The sequence below is a fragment of the Klebsiella sp. ME-303 genome, from assembly GCF_007910085.1.
In the GTDB taxonomy this organism is placed as follows: domain Bacteria; phylum Pseudomonadota; class Gammaproteobacteria; order Enterobacterales; family Enterobacteriaceae; genus Klebsiella; species Klebsiella michiganensis.
This window is the reverse complement of record NZ_VOJB01000074.1, coordinates 27040-42796: the sequence shown is the minus strand read 5'-3', so window position 1 is coordinate 42796 and position 15757 is coordinate 27040. Positions and strand designations below refer to the sequence as shown.

The 15757-nt window shown below is 58.7% G+C and carries 16 protein-coding genes; 7 read left to right on the top strand and 9 right to left on the bottom strand.

All coding sequences use genetic code 11. From position 1 onward, the window contains the following. The first annotated feature begins 92 nt into the window (after window positions 1-92). Genes arnB through arnF form a run of 7 tightly spaced genes read left to right on the top strand, consistent with a single transcriptional unit; the run spans window position 93 to window position 7471 of the window. Window positions 93-1232, top strand: a complete 1140-nt coding sequence (gene arnB / locus FQK12_RS13275; protein ID WP_004855110.1) for a UDP-4-amino-4-deoxy-L-arabinose aminotransferase — start codon at window positions 93-95, stop codon at window positions 1230-1232. A gap of 1 nt (window position 1233) precedes the next feature. Then, window positions 1234-2217, top strand: coding sequence for an undecaprenyl-phosphate 4-deoxy-4-formamido-L-arabinose transferase (gene arnC, locus FQK12_RS13270; protein WP_004126208.1), 984 nt, complete (start codon window positions 1234-1236; stop codon window positions 2215-2217). Further along, window positions 2214-4199, top strand: a complete 1986-nt coding sequence (arnA, locus tag FQK12_RS13265; protein WP_014227124.1) for a bifunctional UDP-4-amino-4-deoxy-L-arabinose formyltransferase/UDP-glucuronic acid oxidase ArnA — start codon at window positions 2214-2216, stop codon at window positions 4197-4199. The genes arnC and arnA overlap by 4 nt, the downstream gene beginning before the upstream one ends. After that, complete coding sequence (arnD, locus tag FQK12_RS13260) at window positions 4196-5098, top strand: 4-deoxy-4-formamido-L-arabinose-phosphoundecaprenol deformylase (protein WP_014227123.1); 903 nt, start codon at window positions 4196-4198, stop codon at window positions 5096-5098. Before arnA ends, arnD begins: the two co-directional genes overlap by 4 nt. Then, complete coding sequence (arnT, locus tag FQK12_RS13255) at window positions 5098-6753, top strand: lipid IV(A) 4-amino-4-deoxy-L-arabinosyltransferase (RefSeq protein ID WP_014227122.1); 1656 nt, start codon at window positions 5098-5100, stop codon at window positions 6751-6753. Before arnD ends, arnT begins: the two co-directional genes overlap by 1 nt. Then, on the top strand, window positions 6750-7088 hold the full coding sequence (arnE, locus tag FQK12_RS13250; protein ID WP_014227121.1) for a 4-amino-4-deoxy-L-arabinose-phosphoundecaprenol flippase subunit ArnE: 339 nt from the start codon (window positions 6750-6752) through the stop codon (window positions 7086-7088). The genes arnT and arnE overlap by 4 nt, the downstream gene beginning before the upstream one ends. Further along, window positions 7088-7471 carry a 4-amino-4-deoxy-L-arabinose-phosphoundecaprenol flippase subunit ArnF gene (gene arnF, locus FQK12_RS13245; protein ID WP_014227120.1) on the top strand — a complete coding sequence of 128 codons (384 nt, stop codon included), beginning with the start codon at window positions 7088-7090 and terminating at the stop codon, window positions 7469-7471. Before arnE ends, arnF begins: the two co-directional genes overlap by 1 nt. A gap of 213 nt (window positions 7472-7684) precedes the next feature. Here the strand turns inward: arnF and acpT are convergent, their stop codons facing one another. From acpT to FQK12_RS13200, 9 genes are read right to left on the bottom strand one after another with little or no spacing between them, the layout of a single operon-like run. Continuing rightward, window positions 7685-8266, bottom strand: coding sequence for a 4'-phosphopantetheinyl transferase AcpT (gene acpT, locus FQK12_RS13240; RefSeq protein ID WP_014227119.1), 582 nt, complete (start codon window positions 8264-8266; stop codon window positions 7685-7687). Between the two features lies 1 nt (window position 8267). Next, window positions 8268-9497: a beta-ketoacyl-ACP synthase gene (locus tag FQK12_RS13235; protein WP_014227118.1), complete on the bottom strand. Its 1230-nt coding sequence runs from the start codon at window positions 9495-9497 to the stop codon at window positions 8268-8270. Continuing rightward, on the bottom strand, window positions 9494-10225 hold the full coding sequence (locus FQK12_RS13230; RefSeq protein ID WP_014227117.1) for a 3-ketoacyl-ACP reductase FabG2: 732 nt from the start codon (window positions 10223-10225) through the stop codon (window positions 9494-9496). The genes FQK12_RS13235 and FQK12_RS13230 overlap by 4 nt, the downstream gene beginning before the upstream one ends. Continuing rightward, window positions 10222-10698, bottom strand: a complete 477-nt coding sequence (locus tag FQK12_RS13225) for a 3-hydroxy-fatty acyl-ACP dehydratase (RefSeq protein ID WP_014227116.1) — start codon at window positions 10696-10698, stop codon at window positions 10222-10224. The genes FQK12_RS13230 and FQK12_RS13225 overlap by 4 nt, the downstream gene beginning before the upstream one ends. After that, window positions 10695-11864 (bottom strand): beta-ketoacyl-[acyl-carrier-protein] synthase family protein, encoded by a 1170-nt coding sequence (locus tag FQK12_RS13220; protein WP_014227115.1) that lies wholly within the window; start codon window positions 11862-11864, stop codon window positions 10695-10697. Before FQK12_RS13220 ends, FQK12_RS13225 begins: the two co-directional genes overlap by 4 nt. Window position 11865: 1 nt before the next feature. Continuing rightward, the gene (locus tag FQK12_RS13215) at window positions 11866-12450 is read right to left on the bottom strand and encodes a DUF3261 domain-containing protein (RefSeq protein ID WP_014227114.1); all 585 of its coding nucleotides are present in this window, start codon (window positions 12448-12450) and stop codon (window positions 11866-11868) included. Then, window positions 12443-14764 (bottom strand): MMPL family transporter, encoded by a 2322-nt coding sequence (locus tag FQK12_RS13210; protein ID WP_014227113.1) that lies wholly within the window; start codon window positions 14762-14764, stop codon window positions 12443-12445. Before FQK12_RS13210 ends, FQK12_RS13215 begins: the two co-directional genes overlap by 8 nt. Next, window positions 14733-15338: a LolA family protein gene (locus tag FQK12_RS13205; RefSeq protein ID WP_014227112.1), complete on the bottom strand. Its 606-nt coding sequence runs from the start codon at window positions 15336-15338 to the stop codon at window positions 14733-14735. Before FQK12_RS13205 ends, FQK12_RS13210 begins: the two co-directional genes overlap by 32 nt. Then, window positions 15335-15757 (bottom strand): acyl-CoA thioesterase, encoded by a 423-nt coding sequence (locus tag FQK12_RS13200; protein ID WP_014227111.1) that lies wholly within the window; start codon window positions 15755-15757, stop codon window positions 15335-15337. Before FQK12_RS13200 ends, FQK12_RS13205 begins: the two co-directional genes overlap by 4 nt.

Sequence of the window (15757 nt, the reverse complement as noted above, 5' to 3'; positions counted from 1 at the left end):
TCGCTTTCATTTTCATTTTGTTTAGGTCAGCAGGTGCAGGATATTTCTTATCGACCCGTTTTTTCGCGGGTCATTCACAGAACAGGAACATGATGAGCGATTTTTTGCCGTTTTCGCGCCCGTCGATGGGCGACGCAGAGCTGGCTGCGCTGCGTGAAGTTTTGCAATCGGGCTGGATCACCACTGGACCGAAAAATCAGGCGCTGGAAGAGGCGTTCTGCACGTTAACCGGCAACCGTCACGCCATCGCCGTCAGTTCGGCGACCGGCGGCATGCACGTCACGCTGATGGGGCTGGGTATCGGTGCGGGTGATGAAGTGATCACCCCTTCCCAGACCTGGGTCTCCACGCTGAACATGATCTGCCTGCTCGGCGCGACCCCGGTGATGATCGATGTCGATCCCGATAACCTGATGATTACCCCCGAAGCGGTTGAAGCGGCAATCACCCCGCGAACCAAAGCCATTATCCCTGTGCACTATGCTGGCGCACCGGCGGATATTGACGCCATTCGCGCGATTGGCGAGCGTCACGCTATTCCGGTGATTGAAGATGCCGCCCACGCGGCGGGGACGTACTACAAAGGCCGCCACGTCGGGTGGCGCGGTACCGCCATTTTTTCATTCCATGCGATCAAGAATATGACCTGCGCCGAAGGCGGGCTGGTGGTAACCGACGATGACGAGCTGGCCGCGCGCATTCGCAGCCTGAAGTTCCACGGCCTCGGCGTTGACGCTTATGACCGCCAGACCCTGGGCCGCGCGCCGCAGGCGGAGGTGATTTCGCCGGGCTTTAAATACAATCTCGCGGATATCAACGCCGCGCTGGCGCTGGTGCAGCTGGATAAGCTCGCCCACGCCAATCAGCGCCGCGCCGCCATTGCGCAACGCTATCTGCGCGAGCTGGCGGATACGCCCTTCAGGCCGCTGGTGGCGCCGTCGTGGGAGCATCAGCACGCCTGGCACCTGTTTATTATCCGCGTTGACGAAGCCGCCTGCGGCATCAGCCGCGATGCGCTGATGGAAAGACTGAAGGCCATGGGCATTGGCACCGGCCTGCACTTCCGCGCGGCCCATACGCAAAAGTATTACCGCGAGCGTTTCCCTGAAGTTTCATTACCGCATACGGAATGGAACAGCGCGCGCATTTGTTCCATTCCGTTGTTCCCGGATATGACCGATGACGATGTCACTCGGGTCATTTCCGCACTGCACCAGCTGTCAGGACGTTGATATGTTTAGCTACCCTCCCGTGAAAAAGGTCTCGGTCGTTATTCCTGTGTATAACGAACAGGAGAGCCTGCCGGAGCTTATCCGCCGCACCGACACCGCCTGCGCGACGCTCGGACGGCAATATGAAATTCTGCTGGTCGACGACGGCAGCAGCGACGACTCGGCGCGAATGCTCACCGAAGCCGCCGAGGCCGAAGGCAGCCACGTGGTGGCGGTCCTGTTGAACCGCAACTATGGTCAGCACTCGGCGATTATGGCGGGCTTCAGCCACGTTACCGGTGACCTGATCATTACCCTTGATGCCGACCTGCAAAACCCGCCGGAAGAGATCCCGCGCCTGGTCGAGAAGGCCGATGAGGGCTACGACGTGGTCGGTACCGTGCGCCAGAACCGCCAGGACACCTTCTTCCGTAAAAGCGCCTCGAAGATGATCAACCGCCTAATCCAGCGCACCACCGGTAAAGCGATGGGCGACTATGGCTGCATGCTGCGCGCCTATCGCCGCCATATCATCGACGCGATGCTCAACTGCCATGAGCGCAGTACGTTTATCCCGATTCTGGCGAACACTTTTGCCCGCCGGGCGGTTGAGATCCCGGTGATGCACGCCGAGCGCGAATTCGGCGATTCTAAATACAGCTTTATGCGCCTGATTAACCTGATGTACGACCTGGTGACCTGCCTGACCACCACGCCGCTGCGCCTGCTGAGCCTGTTCGGCAGCGTCATCGCTCTGCTGGGCTTCGCCTTCGGCCTGATGCTGGTAGTGCTGCGTCTGGTGTTTGGTCCCCAGTGGGCGGCGGAAGGGGTGTTCATGCTGTTCGCGGTGCTGTTCATGTTTATCGGCGCCCAGTTCGTCGGGATGGGCCTGCTCGGGGAGTATATCGGCCGCATCTATAACGATGTCCGCGCCCGCCCTCGCTACTTTATTCAACGTGTTGTTCGCCAGCCGGAAACGGCATCTCAAGAGGAAGATCGTTCATGAAAGCCGTAGTCTTCGCTTATCACGATATGGGTTGTGCAGGTATTCAGTCTCTGCTGGATGCCGGTTATGACATCGCCGCTATTTTTACCCATCCGGATAACCCTGGCGAAAACCATTTTTTTGGCTCCGTGGCGCGTATTGCCGCTGAGCAAGGCATCCCGGTATGGGCGCCGGAAGATGCGAATCATCCGCTGTGGATCGAACGTATTCGTGAGATTAAACCGGACGTGCTGTTCTCGTTCTACTACCGCAACCTGCTGTGCGATGACATTTTGAATATTGCGCCGCAGGGGGCTTTTAACCTGCATGGTTCACTGCTGCCAAAATACCGCGGCCGCGCGCCGCTGAACTGGGTGCTGGTGAACGGCGAAAGCGAAACCGGCGTGACGCTGCACCGTATGGTTAACCGCGCCGATGCCGGCAATATCGTGGCGCAGAAAAGCGTCGCGATCGGCGCGGATGACGCGGCGCTGGCGCTGCACCGTAAGCTCTGTTCCGCGGCGTCGGAACTTTTGGCTCAGGCGCTGCCCGCCATCCGCGACGGCAAAACCGAAGAGCGCGCCCAGGATGAAAGCCAGGCGACTTACGTCGGTCGCCGTACGCCGGAAGACGGTCGCCTCGACTGGGAACGCTCGGCCCAGACGCTGCACAACCTCGTCCGTGCGGTCTCCGATCCGTGGCCGGGCGCGTTCGGCTACGCCGGCGCGAACAAGTTTATCGTCTGGAAATCCCGCGTGCGCCACGATCTGGCCGCCGCCAAAGCGGGGACGGTGATCTCCGTTGCGCCGCTGGTGGTCGCCTGCCAGGAAGGGGCGTTAGAAATCGTTACCGGGCAGACCGAGCGCGGCGTTTATATGCAGGGTACGCAGCTGGCGCAGGCGCTTGGCCTGGTTGCCGGCGCGGTGCTGAGCAGCAAACCGGTGGTGGCGATTAAGCGCCGTACCCGCGTGCTGATCCTCGGGGTGAACGGCTTTATCGGCAACCACCTGACCGAGCGTCTGCTGCAGGACGACAACTACGAGATTTACGGCCTGGACATTGGCTCCGACGCTATCAGCCGCTTCCTCGACAACCCGCGCTTCCACTTCGTTGAAGGCGATATCAGCATTCACTCCGAGTGGATCGAGTACCACATTAAGAAGTGCGACGTGGTCCTGCCGCTGGTGGCGATTGCCACGCCAATCGAATATACCCGCAACCCGCTGCGCGTGTTTGAGCTGGATTTCGAAGAGAACCTGAAGATTATCCGCGACTGCGTGAAATACGATAAGCGCATCATCTTCCCGTCGACCTCGGAAGTGTACGGCATGTGCACCGACAATAACTTCGATGAAGATACCTCCAATCTGGTGGTCGGGCCGATTAACAAACAGCGCTGGATCTACTCGGTCTCCAAGCAGCTGCTGGACCGCGTGATCTGGGCCTACGGCGATAAGAACGGCCTGAAGTTTACCCTGTTCCGTCCGTTTAACTGGATGGGGCCGCGCCTCGATAACCTCAACGCCGCGCGCATCGGTAGCTCTCGCGCCATCACCCAGCTGATCCTGAACCTGGTTGAAGGTTCGCCGATCAAGCTGATTGAGGGTGGTAAGCAGAAGCGCTGTTTTACCGATATCAGCGACGGTATCGAAGCGCTGTTCCGCATCATTGAGAACAAAGACGGCCGCTGCGACGGGCAGATCATCAACATCGGCAACCCGGATAACGAAGCGAGTATCAAAGAGCTGGCGGAAATGCTGCTGGCCTGCTTTGAACGCCATCCGCTGCGCGACCGCTTCCCGCCGTTTGCCGGGTTCCGCGAAGTGGAAAGCAGCGATTACTACGGTAAAGGCTACCAGGACGTCGAACATCGTAAGCCGAGCATTCGCAACGCGAAGCGCTGCCTGAACTGGGTGCCAACGGTGGAAATGGAAGAGACCGTGGAACACACCCTGGACTTCTTCCTGCGCACGGTTGAGCTGACGGACAGCGGAAAATCATGAAACAGGTCGGCTTACGCATAGATGTCGATACCTTTCGCGGCACGCGGGACGGGGTCCCGCGGCTGCTGGCTCTGCTGAGCCAGCACGGGATTCAGGCAAGCTTCTTTTTCAGCGTCGGGCCGGACAACATGGGGCGCCATATCTGGCGCCTGATAAAACCGAAGTTTCTGTGGAAGATGCTGCGCTCAAAGGCCGCGTCGCTGTACGGCTGGGATATCCTGCTGGCCGGTACCGCCTGGCCAGGGCGCAGGATCGGCGCCGGGAATGAGGACGTTATCCGCGCCGCCGCGCAGGAGCATGAAGTCGGCCTGCACGCCTGGGATCACTATAGCTGGCAGGCGTGGAGCGGCGTCTGGCCGCAGGAAAGGCTGACGCTGGAGGTTGAACGCGGGCTGCTGGAGCTGGAGCGGATTATCGGTCGCCCGGTCACCTGTTCCGCCGTTGCCGGCTGGCGTGCCGATCAGCGGGTGATCAAAGCCAAAGAGGCTTTCGATTTCCTCTATAACAGCGACTGCCGGGGGACCGGGCCTTTTCTGCCGCAGCTGGGGAACGGCGCGCCGGGAACCGTGCAGATCCCGGTAACCTTACCGACCTGGGATGAAGTGGTGGGCAACGCGGTGGATAGTGCGGGCTTCAACCGCTATCTGCTGGACTGCATCCATCGCGACGCGGGGACGCCGGTCTATACCATCCATGCCGAAGTGGAAGGCATCGCCTTCGCGGAGCAGTTTGATGAACTGCTGACCATGGCCGCACAGGAAGAGATCCGGTTTTGCCCGCTAAGCCAGCTGCTGCCCGCCGATTTTAGCGTGCTGCCGCGAGGTAAAGTGGTTCGTGGTGAACTGGCCGGCCGGGAAGGCTGGCTTGGACGTGAACAATTACTCAATTCGGGTGTTTGATGAAAAGCATTCGCTACGGCGCCTCTCTGGTCGCCCTTTTTGTCCTCTACTATTTACTGCCGCTTAACTTCCGCCTGCTCTGGCAGCCTGATGAAACCCGCTACGCGGAGATCAGCCGCGAAATGCTGGCGACCGGCGACTGGGTGGTGCCGCATTTCCTCGGGCTGCGCTACTTTGAAAAGCCCATTGCCGGCTACTGGATCAACAGCATCGGCCAGTGGCTATTCGGCCACAATAATTTTGCCGTCCGCTTTGGGGTGGTGTTTTCCATTACCGTCACCGCTCTGCTGGTCGCCTGGCTGGCATGGCGTCTTTTCCGCGATAAACGCGTCGCGATCCTGTCACCGGCGATCTTCCTGACCACGCTGCTGGTCTACGGTATCGGCACCTACGCGGTGCTCGACCCGATGATCACCATGTGGATGGCGCTGGCGATGTGCAGCTTCTGGGGCGCGGCGCAGGCCCAAAGCCGCGGCGGCAAAATTCTCGGCTATGTTTTACTCGGCGTGGCCTGCGGGATGGGGGTGATGACCAAAGGCTTCCTCGCGCTGGCGGTGCCGGTGGTCGGGGTACTGCCGTGGGTGATTGCGCGTAAGCGCTGGCGCGAAGTGTTGACTTACGGCTGGCTGGCGGTGGGCGTCTGCGCGCTGGTGGTGCTGCCGTGGGGTCTTGCCATCGCCAAACGCGAGCCGGACTTCTGGCGCTACTTCTTCTGGGTGGAGCATATCCAGCGTTTCGCGGAAAAAGATGCCCAGCATAAAGCGCCGTTCTGGTACTACATTCCGTTCCTGATTGCCGGCAGCCTGCCGTGGCTGGCGCTGCTGCCGGGTGCGCTCAAGCGCGGCTGGACCGAACGCGATGAGTCGCGCGGTGCGCTCTATTTGCTCGGATGGGTGGCGATGCCGTTCCTGTTCTTCAGCATTGCTAAGGGTAAACTCCCAACCTATATCCTGCCCTGTTTTGCTCCCCTGTCGATTCTGATGGCGCGCTACGCGCTGGACGCGGCGAAAGCGGGGGCGAAGGCGCTGAAAATTAACGGCGCGATCAACCTGGCCTTTGGCCTGATTGGCCTGGTCGCCGTGCTGGTGGTTTCGCCGTGGGGCTTTATGCACAAGCCGGTATGGAGCCATATTGAGCTCTATAAGTGCCTGCTGGCGGCGCTGATATTTGGCTGCTGGGCGCTGATGGGCTGGATGGCGATGAAGGACAACGGCCGCCGCTGGACCCTCGCCGCCTGCTGCCCGCTCGGGCTGGCGCTGCTGGTGGGCTTCGCTATCCCGGATCGGGTGATCGACAGCAAGCAGCCGCAGTTCCTGGTGGATATCGTCAGCGAATCGCTGACCCCGAGCCGCTACGTGTTGACCAATAACGTCGGTATCGCCGGCGGGCTGTCGTGGGAGCTCAAGCGCAGCGATATCATTCTGTTCGACAAGCAGGGCGAGCTGAAGTACGGTCTCTCCTGGCCGGACGCGCAGCACCAGTTTGTCGATCAAGCCCATTTTGCTGACTGGCTAGCGACGCACCGCCAACAGGGCCCCGTCTCGCTGGTTCTGCTGATGGATAAAGGAGAAAGTATGGCTGATTTAGCGCTACCGAAACCGGATAGCTCCTACGAGCTTGGGCGCGTGGTATATATCCAGTATCTGCCGCAATGAGCGTCTGGATCTGTCTGGTTTTCGCCAGCCTGCTGAGCTGCGCCGGACAGCTGTGCCAGAAACAGGCGACCCGCCCGTCCAAATCCGGGCGGCGCGGGTACCATATCCTTGGCTGGCTGGGGCTCGCGCTGCTCTCTCTCGGCTGCAGCATGCTGCTGTGGCTTAGCGTGCTGCAGTCGATCCCGGTCAGCATCGCCTATCCCATGCTGAGCCTGAACTTCGTCTGGGTGACGCTGGCGGCGTGGGGGATCTGGCGCGAGCCGGTCGCGCGTCGCCACTGGCTTGGCGTGGGTCTCATCGTCGTTGGGATCGTTATTCTCGGGAGCCGTATCTGATGGGCTTAATCTGGGCGTTATTCAGCGTCGGCCTGGCGAGCGGCGCGCAGCTGCTGCTGCGCAGCGCGATGGTCGAGCTCCCGCCGCTGACGGAGATATTCACCTTCCTCAACCATCTGCTGCATCTGCGGGCGGGCACGTTTGGCCTGGCGTTCGGGCTTATGGGTTACCTGCTGTCGATGGTCTGCTGGTACTTCGCTCTGCATCAACTGCCGCTGGCGAAAGCCTACGCGCTGCTGAGCCTGAGCTACATCCTGGTATGGGCCGCCGCCATCTGGCTCCCCGGCTGGCATGAACCTTTCCACTGGCAATCGCTGCTGGGCGTGCTGCTGATTGTCGCCGGGGTGCTGACGATCTTCTGGCCGGTGAAGCGGCTCAATTAGCCTGGCTAATATCACTGTTTCTTCCCGGTGGCGCTGCGCCGCTCGGGCTGCGGAGTTGAGCCGGCTGCTGGCCGGTAGCCCGGACAGATGCGCAGCATCGCCTCCGGAAAGTGTGGCGGGGCTGATGATTGGCATTGAATCTTTCCGGTGGTGCAGTGTTGACCGCGCTACGGGAGCGTGCAGTCTGGTGCCGGTTGCCCGCAGGGCTTGATTTTACGAGCGAACCCGGCTGATGTTCGCGGTGGTCAAAAGAAATGGTGTTGGCGTGCAGACCGCGAGGCTGAGCGATCCTATCTGAATCTGGCTCACCGACAGCGCGGAGGGCTGCGTGCTGTCGATACTGCGCATTTGCCAGGCGCTTCCGCCGTACTGCTTGATGATGGCTTCTTTGCGTGTCCAGATCCGCCAGAAGGCAGCTATCTGCCGTTCCGGGGGGATAGCCTCGATCTCAGCCTGTTCGCGGGGGCTAAAAACCGCGCTTACCAACGCGCGCCAGTTATCGCGCTGGCGTACAACTTCGATATCGCAACCCACTTCACCTTCGTCGCTCAGCAGTAACGCGATATCGTCGTTGCTGTGGCTCAGATTGAACCACAGTGGCGTACCGGCCGAGAAAGCAGGTTTGCCCTGTTCGCTATAGATAATTTCCGGCAGTGGCGAAACGGCATGGGAAAGCAGGGCACGCCCGGCCAGCCAGCGAGTTTGGCCGGCGCCCTGAGGCGCGCAGGAGATCAATGCAGACGGCAGATCGCCTGCGCTTAAGGCCGACACGTTTCCCAGAAAAAGCCGGTACATTTCAGGGCCAGCGCTGGATGATAATAGAGGTGTTAATGCCGCCAAAGGCAAAGTTGTTGCTTTGCAGAAACTCACAGTCAATTTTGCGGGCTTCACCCATGATGTAATCCAGTGCGCCGCAGTTGGCATCCGGATGATGCAGGTTCAACGTTGGCGCAAACCAGCCTTCGCGCATCATATGCAGGCTCATCCAGGCTTCCAGCGCACCGCAGGCACCCAGGGTATGGCCAAAATAACTTTTCAGGGAAGAGAAGGGGACGTTGTTACCATAAATCGCCTCTGTTGCCAGGCTTTCTGCAATATCACCGCGATCGGTCGCCGTTCCGTGAGCGGAAATATAGCCAATATCCAGAGCACTCAGGCCTGCTATTTTCAGTGACTGCTCCATGCATATCTGCATGGTTTCTCGCTGCGGTTGGGTTATATGCGCCGCGTCGCAGTTGGTGGCGAAACCGATAATCTCACCGTAGATGGTCGCACCGCGCGCTTTGGCGTGCTCCAGTTCTTCCAGGATCAGCGTGCCTGCGCCTTCGCCAATCACCAGACCATCGCGTTGTTCATCGAACGGGGAAGGGGTGGTTTTGGGGGCATCATTACGCTGGCTGGTGGCGAATAAGGTATCAAACACTGCCGCTTCCGACGGACATAGCTCTTCTGCGCCGCCAGCCACCATTACTGTTTGATATCCGTGACGAATCGCTTCCCATGCGTAACCAATCGCCTGGCTGCCTGAGGTACAGGCACTGGATGTGGGGATAACGCGACCGCGCAATCCGAAAAACAGCCCGGTGTTGACGGCGGTGGTATGCGGCATCATCTGTACGTAGGTGGTGCCGGTGATGTTATTGGTGTGTTTTTCGGTCAGCATAGTGGCGAATTCACTCACTGGTCCGGTGCTGCCGGTTGAGGAGCCATAGGCGATACCAGTTTCGCCGTTGGTTAGCACTGCCTCGCCAATTAGCCCTGCCTGCTCCAGCGCCAGTTCAGTGGCGCGAGTGGACATCAGCGATACGCGGCCCATGGAGCGAATACGCTTACGGGTATAATGCTCCGGTGGGGTGAAATCATCGACCGGCGCGCCCAGCAGCGTATGCAGGCCGTCATAAACCTGCCACTCCGGCATTTTGCGTACTGCGTTCTCGTAGTCAAGCAGTCTGGTGGAAACGGCCTGCCAGCTTTCTCCAAAGGCGGTGACACCGCCCATGCCTGTAATCACCACTCTACGCGTCATAACATCCCTCCATTGATGGAAATCACCTGACGGGTCACGTAGCCCGCCACATCCGACATTAAATAGCTGGCAAGCCCGGCCACTTCGTCCGCATGGCCCATCCGTTTCATGGGGATCATCGACATCGCCTCTTTAAGCGCGGCCTCTTCCATTTCGATCATCCCGGTGTCGATAAGCCCCGGTGCGATGCAGTTGACGGTAATTTTGCGTTTTGCCAGCTCAGTTGCCAGCGCTTTCGTCGCCCCGATAATCCCCGCTTTGGCCGCGCTGTAGTTAACCTGGCCCCGATTGCCCATTACGCCGGAAACCGAAGAAAGCGTAATGATTCGCCCGCCCTTACGCGCGCTAATCATTGGCATGATGCACGGCTGAATAACGTTGTAGAAGCTATCCAGATTGGTGTGGATCACCGTATCCCAGTCGTTATCGCTGAGCGCCGGGAAGGCCGCATCGCGTGTGATACCAGCATTGCTCACCACGCCGTACCACGCGCTATGTGCCTCGATATCCTGCTCTAACACCTTGCGGCACTGCTCGCGGTTGGCGACGTCAAACGTCAGCAGGCGGCCAGCGCCGCCTGCGGCGAGAATCGCATCCAGCGTCTCCTGCGCGCCCTGCGCATCGCGATGATAATGGACGCCAACAATAAAGCCGTCCGCTGCCAGTTGGAGGGCGATAGCGCGACCGATTCCCTTGCTGGAGCCGGTAACCAAAACTGAACGATTCATGCGGACGCTCCTTGTTGAAATAGGGTGTTAAGTTCTTCAGATGTTGGCTGGAAGGTGTTAACCCTGCCAGTAGCCAACGTCTCTTCGCCAGCGGCGATCGTGCATTCAAAGCTGCCGAAGCGCTCATCCTGCATCAGCAACGTGACGGAGACATTCAGCGTTAATCCGGCGGGAACAATCCCCGCCGCGCAGACCAGTTCACGCGCGCCGAGTACCATACCTAAGGAAATACTCTCTTGTCCCTGCCGGTGGCGGTGCCAGCCTGACCAGACGCCAACGGTTTGCGCCATAAGCTCCAGGGCAAACCAGCCGGGGAGATGGCCTTCTGCATCGAGAAAGGGGGCCAGCGTGCCATTGGCCGATACCGTGACTCGGCAGAGGGTGGAGTCGTCCGTCACATTTACCACTTCATCAAGCAGCAGCATTGGCTCGTCGTGCGGCAGGTATTCGCCGGGGGGTAAATAGTCGCTCATGAGATCCTCCCGAGCAGAATACTGGCGTTATTGCCGCCAAAGGCAAACGAGTTTGACAGGATAACTGGACGTTCAAGCGGCTGCGGCTGCTCGATGATACCGCAGGGCGGCAGCGTTTCGTCGCGTGGCGAGGAGCTAAAATTCTGCGGCGGTAGTGGCAGGTTGCGTTGCAAAATTAGCATACCGATCGCCGCTTCGGTGATCCCTGCCGCACCCAGCGTGTGGCCGGTTAGGTGTTTAGTGGAACTGCATGGCACCGTTTCGCCGAACAGTTCGTGCACCACTCTGGATTCAATCTGGTCGTTAAGCGGCGTGGCGGTACCGTGCAGATTGATGTAGCCCACCTGCTCTGGCGTGATTCCTGCGTCGTGCAGCGCCTGATGAATGGCGCGGATCGCTCCTTCACCTTGTGGATGCGGCGCTGAAATATGGTATGCGTCGCTCGACTCGCCCACGCCCAGTAAAGCAATAGGCTGCGGTTCACGAGTCAGCAGCATCAACGCGGCACCTTCACCAATAGTAATGCCATTGCGGTCACGACCGAACGGCTGGCACAGCGTTGGGGAGAGGGATTCCAGACTGTGGAAGCCATTGATCGGCATTCGGCTCAGCGTATCCGCACCGCCGACAATCGCGACGTCCGCTAGCCCGGCTTCAAGCAGGCGGCGTCCGCTAATTATTGCCCGGGCGCTGGAAGAGCAGGCGGTTGACAGCGTGAATGCCGGGCCAGCCAGTGCCAGCCAGCGGCTAAGAAAGCGCGATGGGTCTCCCAGCTCTTGTTGCGGGTACTGCCAGGCCGCGCTTTCCTGTCCGTTAAGCGTCAGATTAACGTGCGTATCGCCTTCATCAAGTCCAGAGGTACTGGTACCCAGTATCACGGCAATCCGGTCCCGTCCGTACTGCGTAATAGCCTTATCGACCTGCGGCTGAATGTGTTTAAGCGCCGCCAGTAGTAATTGATTATTGCGCGAACGATGGGCGCTGAACTCATCGGGAATGACCGGCAGTTCGCCATCTACACCGGCTAATACCGCGTGCGGATGTCCCCGAAGCCAGCCCGAACGAGGGCGCATACCGGGTGCCACGCCGCGCATCAGGTTGGCGGCAATTTCATTGTTATCGCTACCCAGCGCGTTGATCATGCCGACGGCAGAAATATAGATCATTTCAGTCACCCAGATATTGAATGGTGATGTGGTATTTAAAGACATGTTGTTCGATGCTGATCGGCTCACGCTTGCCTTTGCGATTCAGATAGATGATTTCGGTGACCAGCTTACCGCTGGCGTTGCGCAGTTCGCGCTTATCGCCGCAGTCGATCAATGTCCAGCCTTTTGGCAACTGCGACTCCCAGGCGTGAATTGGCCAGTGGCTGAGCATGACATCAGCCAGCACCTGGCTTGCTGGCGGCAACTGCGGTACCACGATTGACTGTTCGCTGTGCAGCCCTTTTTCATCGTAGGTCACAAGGAACAGGCGAATGCCGACAGAGGAGAGTCCTGCCAACGTGAGATTTTTATCGTCAGCATTGAGCAGTACCAGCAGCGACTGGGTTTTGCCGTTAAAGCTGCCGGTGAGTAGTTGCTGTGAATTAATCGGCGGAGAGATGTCCGGTAAAGGCAGTGTGACGCGCGTGCCCGGCTCGAGCCAGGCCTGAGGGCGCCCTTGTTGTTCCGGCTGCGAGCTGCTGCATCCGGCCAGTATCAGCGTTGCGATCAGAGCGATGGCGCGCCAGAACGTCGGTTTAATCATTATCTTTTTTTCTCTTTTTCGCGGGCATCGCCAGTGGTGAAAGCAGAAACGCGGTGAAAATACCGCTTACTAGTACAATGCCAAAACTGCTGATAGCCTGGGTGGCGCTAAAAACCAGCATGCCCAAGGTCAAGATCGTAGTTAGCATCGCCAGCGTAATCGCCAGTAGCGACGTCAGCGGAGTGCCGTGCGGATTGCTAAAAAACAGCGTGTAGTTAATGCCAATTCCGAGCACCAGCACCAGCGCCAGTAGCGAGAACAGGTTTACCGTATGACCGCTCAGCGAAAGTACGGCCAGCCCGCAGCCAAGGGATAACATCGACGGCACCAGGCTAATTAGCCCTTTTCGCCACCCAAGCCGAATCATCGCCCCGCAGGCAATCACCGCTAGCGCAACGCACAGCAGGCCGGTCAGGATATGACGATAAAGTGTGAACAGCTCGTCGAAGCTGCTTTTGCGATCCACCCACGCAACACCAACATATCTTGTGCTGAGAGCATTTAGCGCTGCGCTATTGTTCACGCCTTCTACTGGCACTAGTACGCCGCTTTCTCCATCTGCCAGCGTTATCCACAATAGCCGCCACCCTTCGCTAGCCGGGCTGGCAAGCCAGGCATCAACCGTTACCTGCATGGCGTTGAGGTCGGGATTTACTGCCGCTAGTCCGGCGTTATTCAGGGCTGCGGTAACGGTGGGCGCAGCATTTTTCAACAAACTAAGATCCTGCTGCTGTCGGGTGAGCGAATTTAGCGGAATGGTGCGATACCTGCTGAGCCATCCTTCTGTTTTCGCTTGCTCCAGCTCGGGGGTAAAGCGTTCCAGCCGCTCCAGGGTTTGCTGGGCAGATTTGCCATAAACTACGAACCATTTCTGGTCGACGCTTTGTCCGGTGAGCGCGGTAATGGCTTTTTCCTGGGCCAGGATGTCCTGCGGCAGCGTTTGTAGCTGTGATATATCATCATCAACGCGCAGCGTGGCAAGACCTGCCAGCGAGAACAGCGCCAGCACCACAGGCAAACCGATGGAAAGCTTTTTATTGCGTCGCCATGCGGCAAGCCAGCGCAGCATTTGTACCATGGACGGAACAGGACGGACGGGCAGACCACGACATAGCCACGGATGCCAGAAAATCACCGTTAAACAGGAGGCGCTTAACCCCATCACCGCGAAGACCGCCATCTGACGAATACCGGGGAAGGGGGCGAGCATCATAATCAGGTACGCCGCTACGGTAGTCAGTAGCGCCAGCAGCAGCGCATTCCGCACTTTAGCGAGGCTTTGCCACGGTGACATTTGTGCACCGTGCACCATCCGTTCGGTCAGATAATAGAGCGTATAGTCAGCGGAAATTCCGATAATGCTCATGCTCATCACCAGCGTCATCAGATGCAGCTCGCCGAAAATAAGCAGCGTCACGACCGTGCCCGCCAGCGCGCCAATAGCAATGGATATCAGACACAAAAGCAGCGGGCGCAGCGAGCGGAATACCGCCATAATCAGCAGAATCACGCCGAACAGAGTCGCCACGCCGAGGGTGGAGATATCCTGTTTCGCCTGCTGGCTGGCGTAATCGCTGTAAAAGAGCGTGCCGCGAGACAGCAACTGTGCCTGCGGATATTGCGCTTTAAGTTCACCTTCCAGCGTTTTTAGCGTGGTGACCAACCGATGCGTCTGCTGCATGTCAAACGAGGAACCGGCCAGCTCGCCATGCATCAGATACCAGTAGTTGCCCTGTTTATCCTGAGTCACCAGCCAGCCGTCCATCAGCCGCAGGCGTTGGCCGTTTTTGGCCATTGCCAGCTGCGAGCCGCGCATCAGCATCAACGGATCGTTTTGCAACTCTTTGCCGCTAACGCCGGAGAATGCCGAGTAGAGTTGGGAAAGTATCCATTGCGCCTGCGCCTCGCCGCCGTTTTGCAAACGCGCACGGGTGTCGCTATCGATTAGTCCGTTGCGATGCTGCCAAAAAAAAGCTCCCCACGCTTGCTGGCTGTTGGCGTCCATTGGGCCTTTCACTTCAGCCAGCGCCTGCGATTTTTGCAATCGCATCAGCCAGTCGTGAGCTACCGCCGGATCGGCTTTCTTACCAGGGCTTACCAACCAGACCAACTGTCGGTCGAGACGCTGCATGAAACCGTCGTTCAGGCTCGGAGGGGTCTTCCCCAGTGTTTGCTTTGGCAGCATCGCCAGCACGCTACTGTTTAGCCGCGCCTGAGGCAGCTGCGTTAGCAGAACGCCCAGCAGGATCAGGCAGGCGATTCCCCATAGCAACGCAGGGCGTTTACTGGGCGGCAAAGCGTTGGCGTTCGTCATCGGTCAGTTGCGCTGGCGTGAGTTGATGTTGGGAAAGTGCGATATCGGTACGATCGCCCTGCTTGTCGTTGAGTTGAATGCTCTCCAGATACGTTTTTCCGGCTAAATCAATGGTCGCGAAAATCTTATCCAGCGGCGTGGTGATGGGGGTCAGGCGCAGCGTCCAGCGTCCTTCGCCTAAGTCTACAAACTCTACGCGGAAATTCTCTTCCAGCACTTTACGATCGGCCTGGAACAGCGCGCGCAGCAGATGGTTGAACTGGAACATCTGAGGGTTGTTCTCGGCGGTGATGGTTTGCGGCGGCTGGCCGTTAATCACTTGCACCATCCGCTTGTCATCCAGCAGCAACTGCATCGGGAAAGGGCTGGTTTGATCCCATAGTAAACCCTGGTCGCGGGCGATCAGCATCTTCCCCTGAGATCGCAACGGCTGCGGCAGATCCTTAATCGTTCTGGTTTGATCGAAATGCGCCCGGACCACCGGCTGTTCGGTAAAGCGCTGTTGCAGATTATCAAGCGTCAGGGCGCTGACTATGGGACTGATGAACAGCGCCAGCAGTGGTAAGAATCTCATGGCGTAACTCCCATACGTTCAAACAGAATCGTGGGGCTGACAAAGCACAGTTCGCGACTCTTTTCTTCAACCGCTACCTGAATGGTGTAGCCAGTCGTTGCCCGCTTTCCTGTTTCGGCATCGAAAATTTCATAACCGATGCGCAGGCGGTTTTCGAACTCCTCTATACGCGCGCGGACGCGAATGCGCTGCTCAAAGGTCAGGGGATTACGGTACTTTACCCGCGCATCAACCACGGGCCACAGGTAACCTGAGGCTTTCATCTGTCGGTACCCGTAGTCGAACTGGTTCAGAAGCGCTTCACGGGCAATCTCAAAGTAGCGGAAGTAGTTGCCGTGCCACGCCACGCCCATCATATCAACGTCGTGGAACGGGATAGCCAGCTCGACTTCAGCCGTAAAGCGGGGATCGTTCAGCAC

What these genes read in the sequence shown, in the direction of transcription:
- FQK12_RS13235 (WP_014227118.1), bottom strand. Translation starts at nt 9,497, where the DNA reads ATGACGCGTAGAGTGGTGATTACAGGCATGGGCGGTGTCACCGCCTTT.
- arnC (WP_004126208.1), top strand. Translation starts at nt 1,234, where the DNA reads ATGTTTAGCTACCCTCCCGTGAAAAAGGTCTCGGTCGTTATTCCTGTG.
- FQK12_RS13215 (WP_014227114.1), bottom strand. Translation starts at nt 12,450, where the DNA reads ATGATTAAACCGACGTTCTGGCGCGCCATCGCTCTGATCGCAACGCTG.
- FQK12_RS13230 (WP_014227117.1), bottom strand. Translation starts at nt 10,225, where the DNA reads ATGAATCGTTCAGTTTTGGTTACCGGCTCCAGCAAGGGAATCGGTCGC.
- arnD (WP_014227123.1), top strand. Translation starts at nt 4,196, where the DNA reads ATGAAACAGGTCGGCTTACGCATAGATGTCGATACCTTTCGCGGCACG.
- arnT (WP_014227122.1), top strand. Translation starts at nt 5,098, where the DNA reads ATGAAAAGCATTCGCTACGGCGCCTCTCTGGTCGCCCTTTTTGTCCTC.
- FQK12_RS13210 (WP_014227113.1), bottom strand. Translation starts at nt 14,764, where the DNA reads ATGACGAACGCCAACGCTTTGCCGCCCAGTAAACGCCCTGCGTTGCTA.
- arnA (WP_014227124.1), top strand. Translation starts at nt 2,214, where the DNA reads ATGAAAGCCGTAGTCTTCGCTTATCACGATATGGGTTGTGCAGGTATT.
- acpT (WP_014227119.1), bottom strand. Translation starts at nt 8,266, where the DNA reads ATGTACCGGCTTTTTCTGGGAAACGTGTCGGCCTTAAGCGCAGGCGAT.
- FQK12_RS13220 (WP_014227115.1), bottom strand. Translation starts at nt 11,864, where the DNA reads ATGATCTATATTTCTGCCGTCGGCATGATCAACGCGCTGGGTAGCGAT.
- FQK12_RS13205 (WP_014227112.1), bottom strand. Translation starts at nt 15,338, where the DNA reads ATGAGATTCTTACCACTGCTGGCGCTGTTCATCAGTCCCATAGTCAGC.
- arnE (WP_014227121.1), top strand. Translation starts at nt 6,750, where the DNA reads ATGAGCGTCTGGATCTGTCTGGTTTTCGCCAGCCTGCTGAGCTGCGCC.
- arnB (WP_004855110.1), top strand. Translation starts at nt 93, where the DNA reads ATGAGCGATTTTTTGCCGTTTTCGCGCCCGTCGATGGGCGACGCAGAG.
- arnF (WP_014227120.1), top strand. Translation starts at nt 7,088, where the DNA reads ATGGGCTTAATCTGGGCGTTATTCAGCGTCGGCCTGGCGAGCGGCGCG.
- FQK12_RS13225 (WP_014227116.1), bottom strand. Translation starts at nt 10,698, where the DNA reads ATGAGCGACTATTTACCCCCCGGCGAATACCTGCCGCACGACGAGCCA.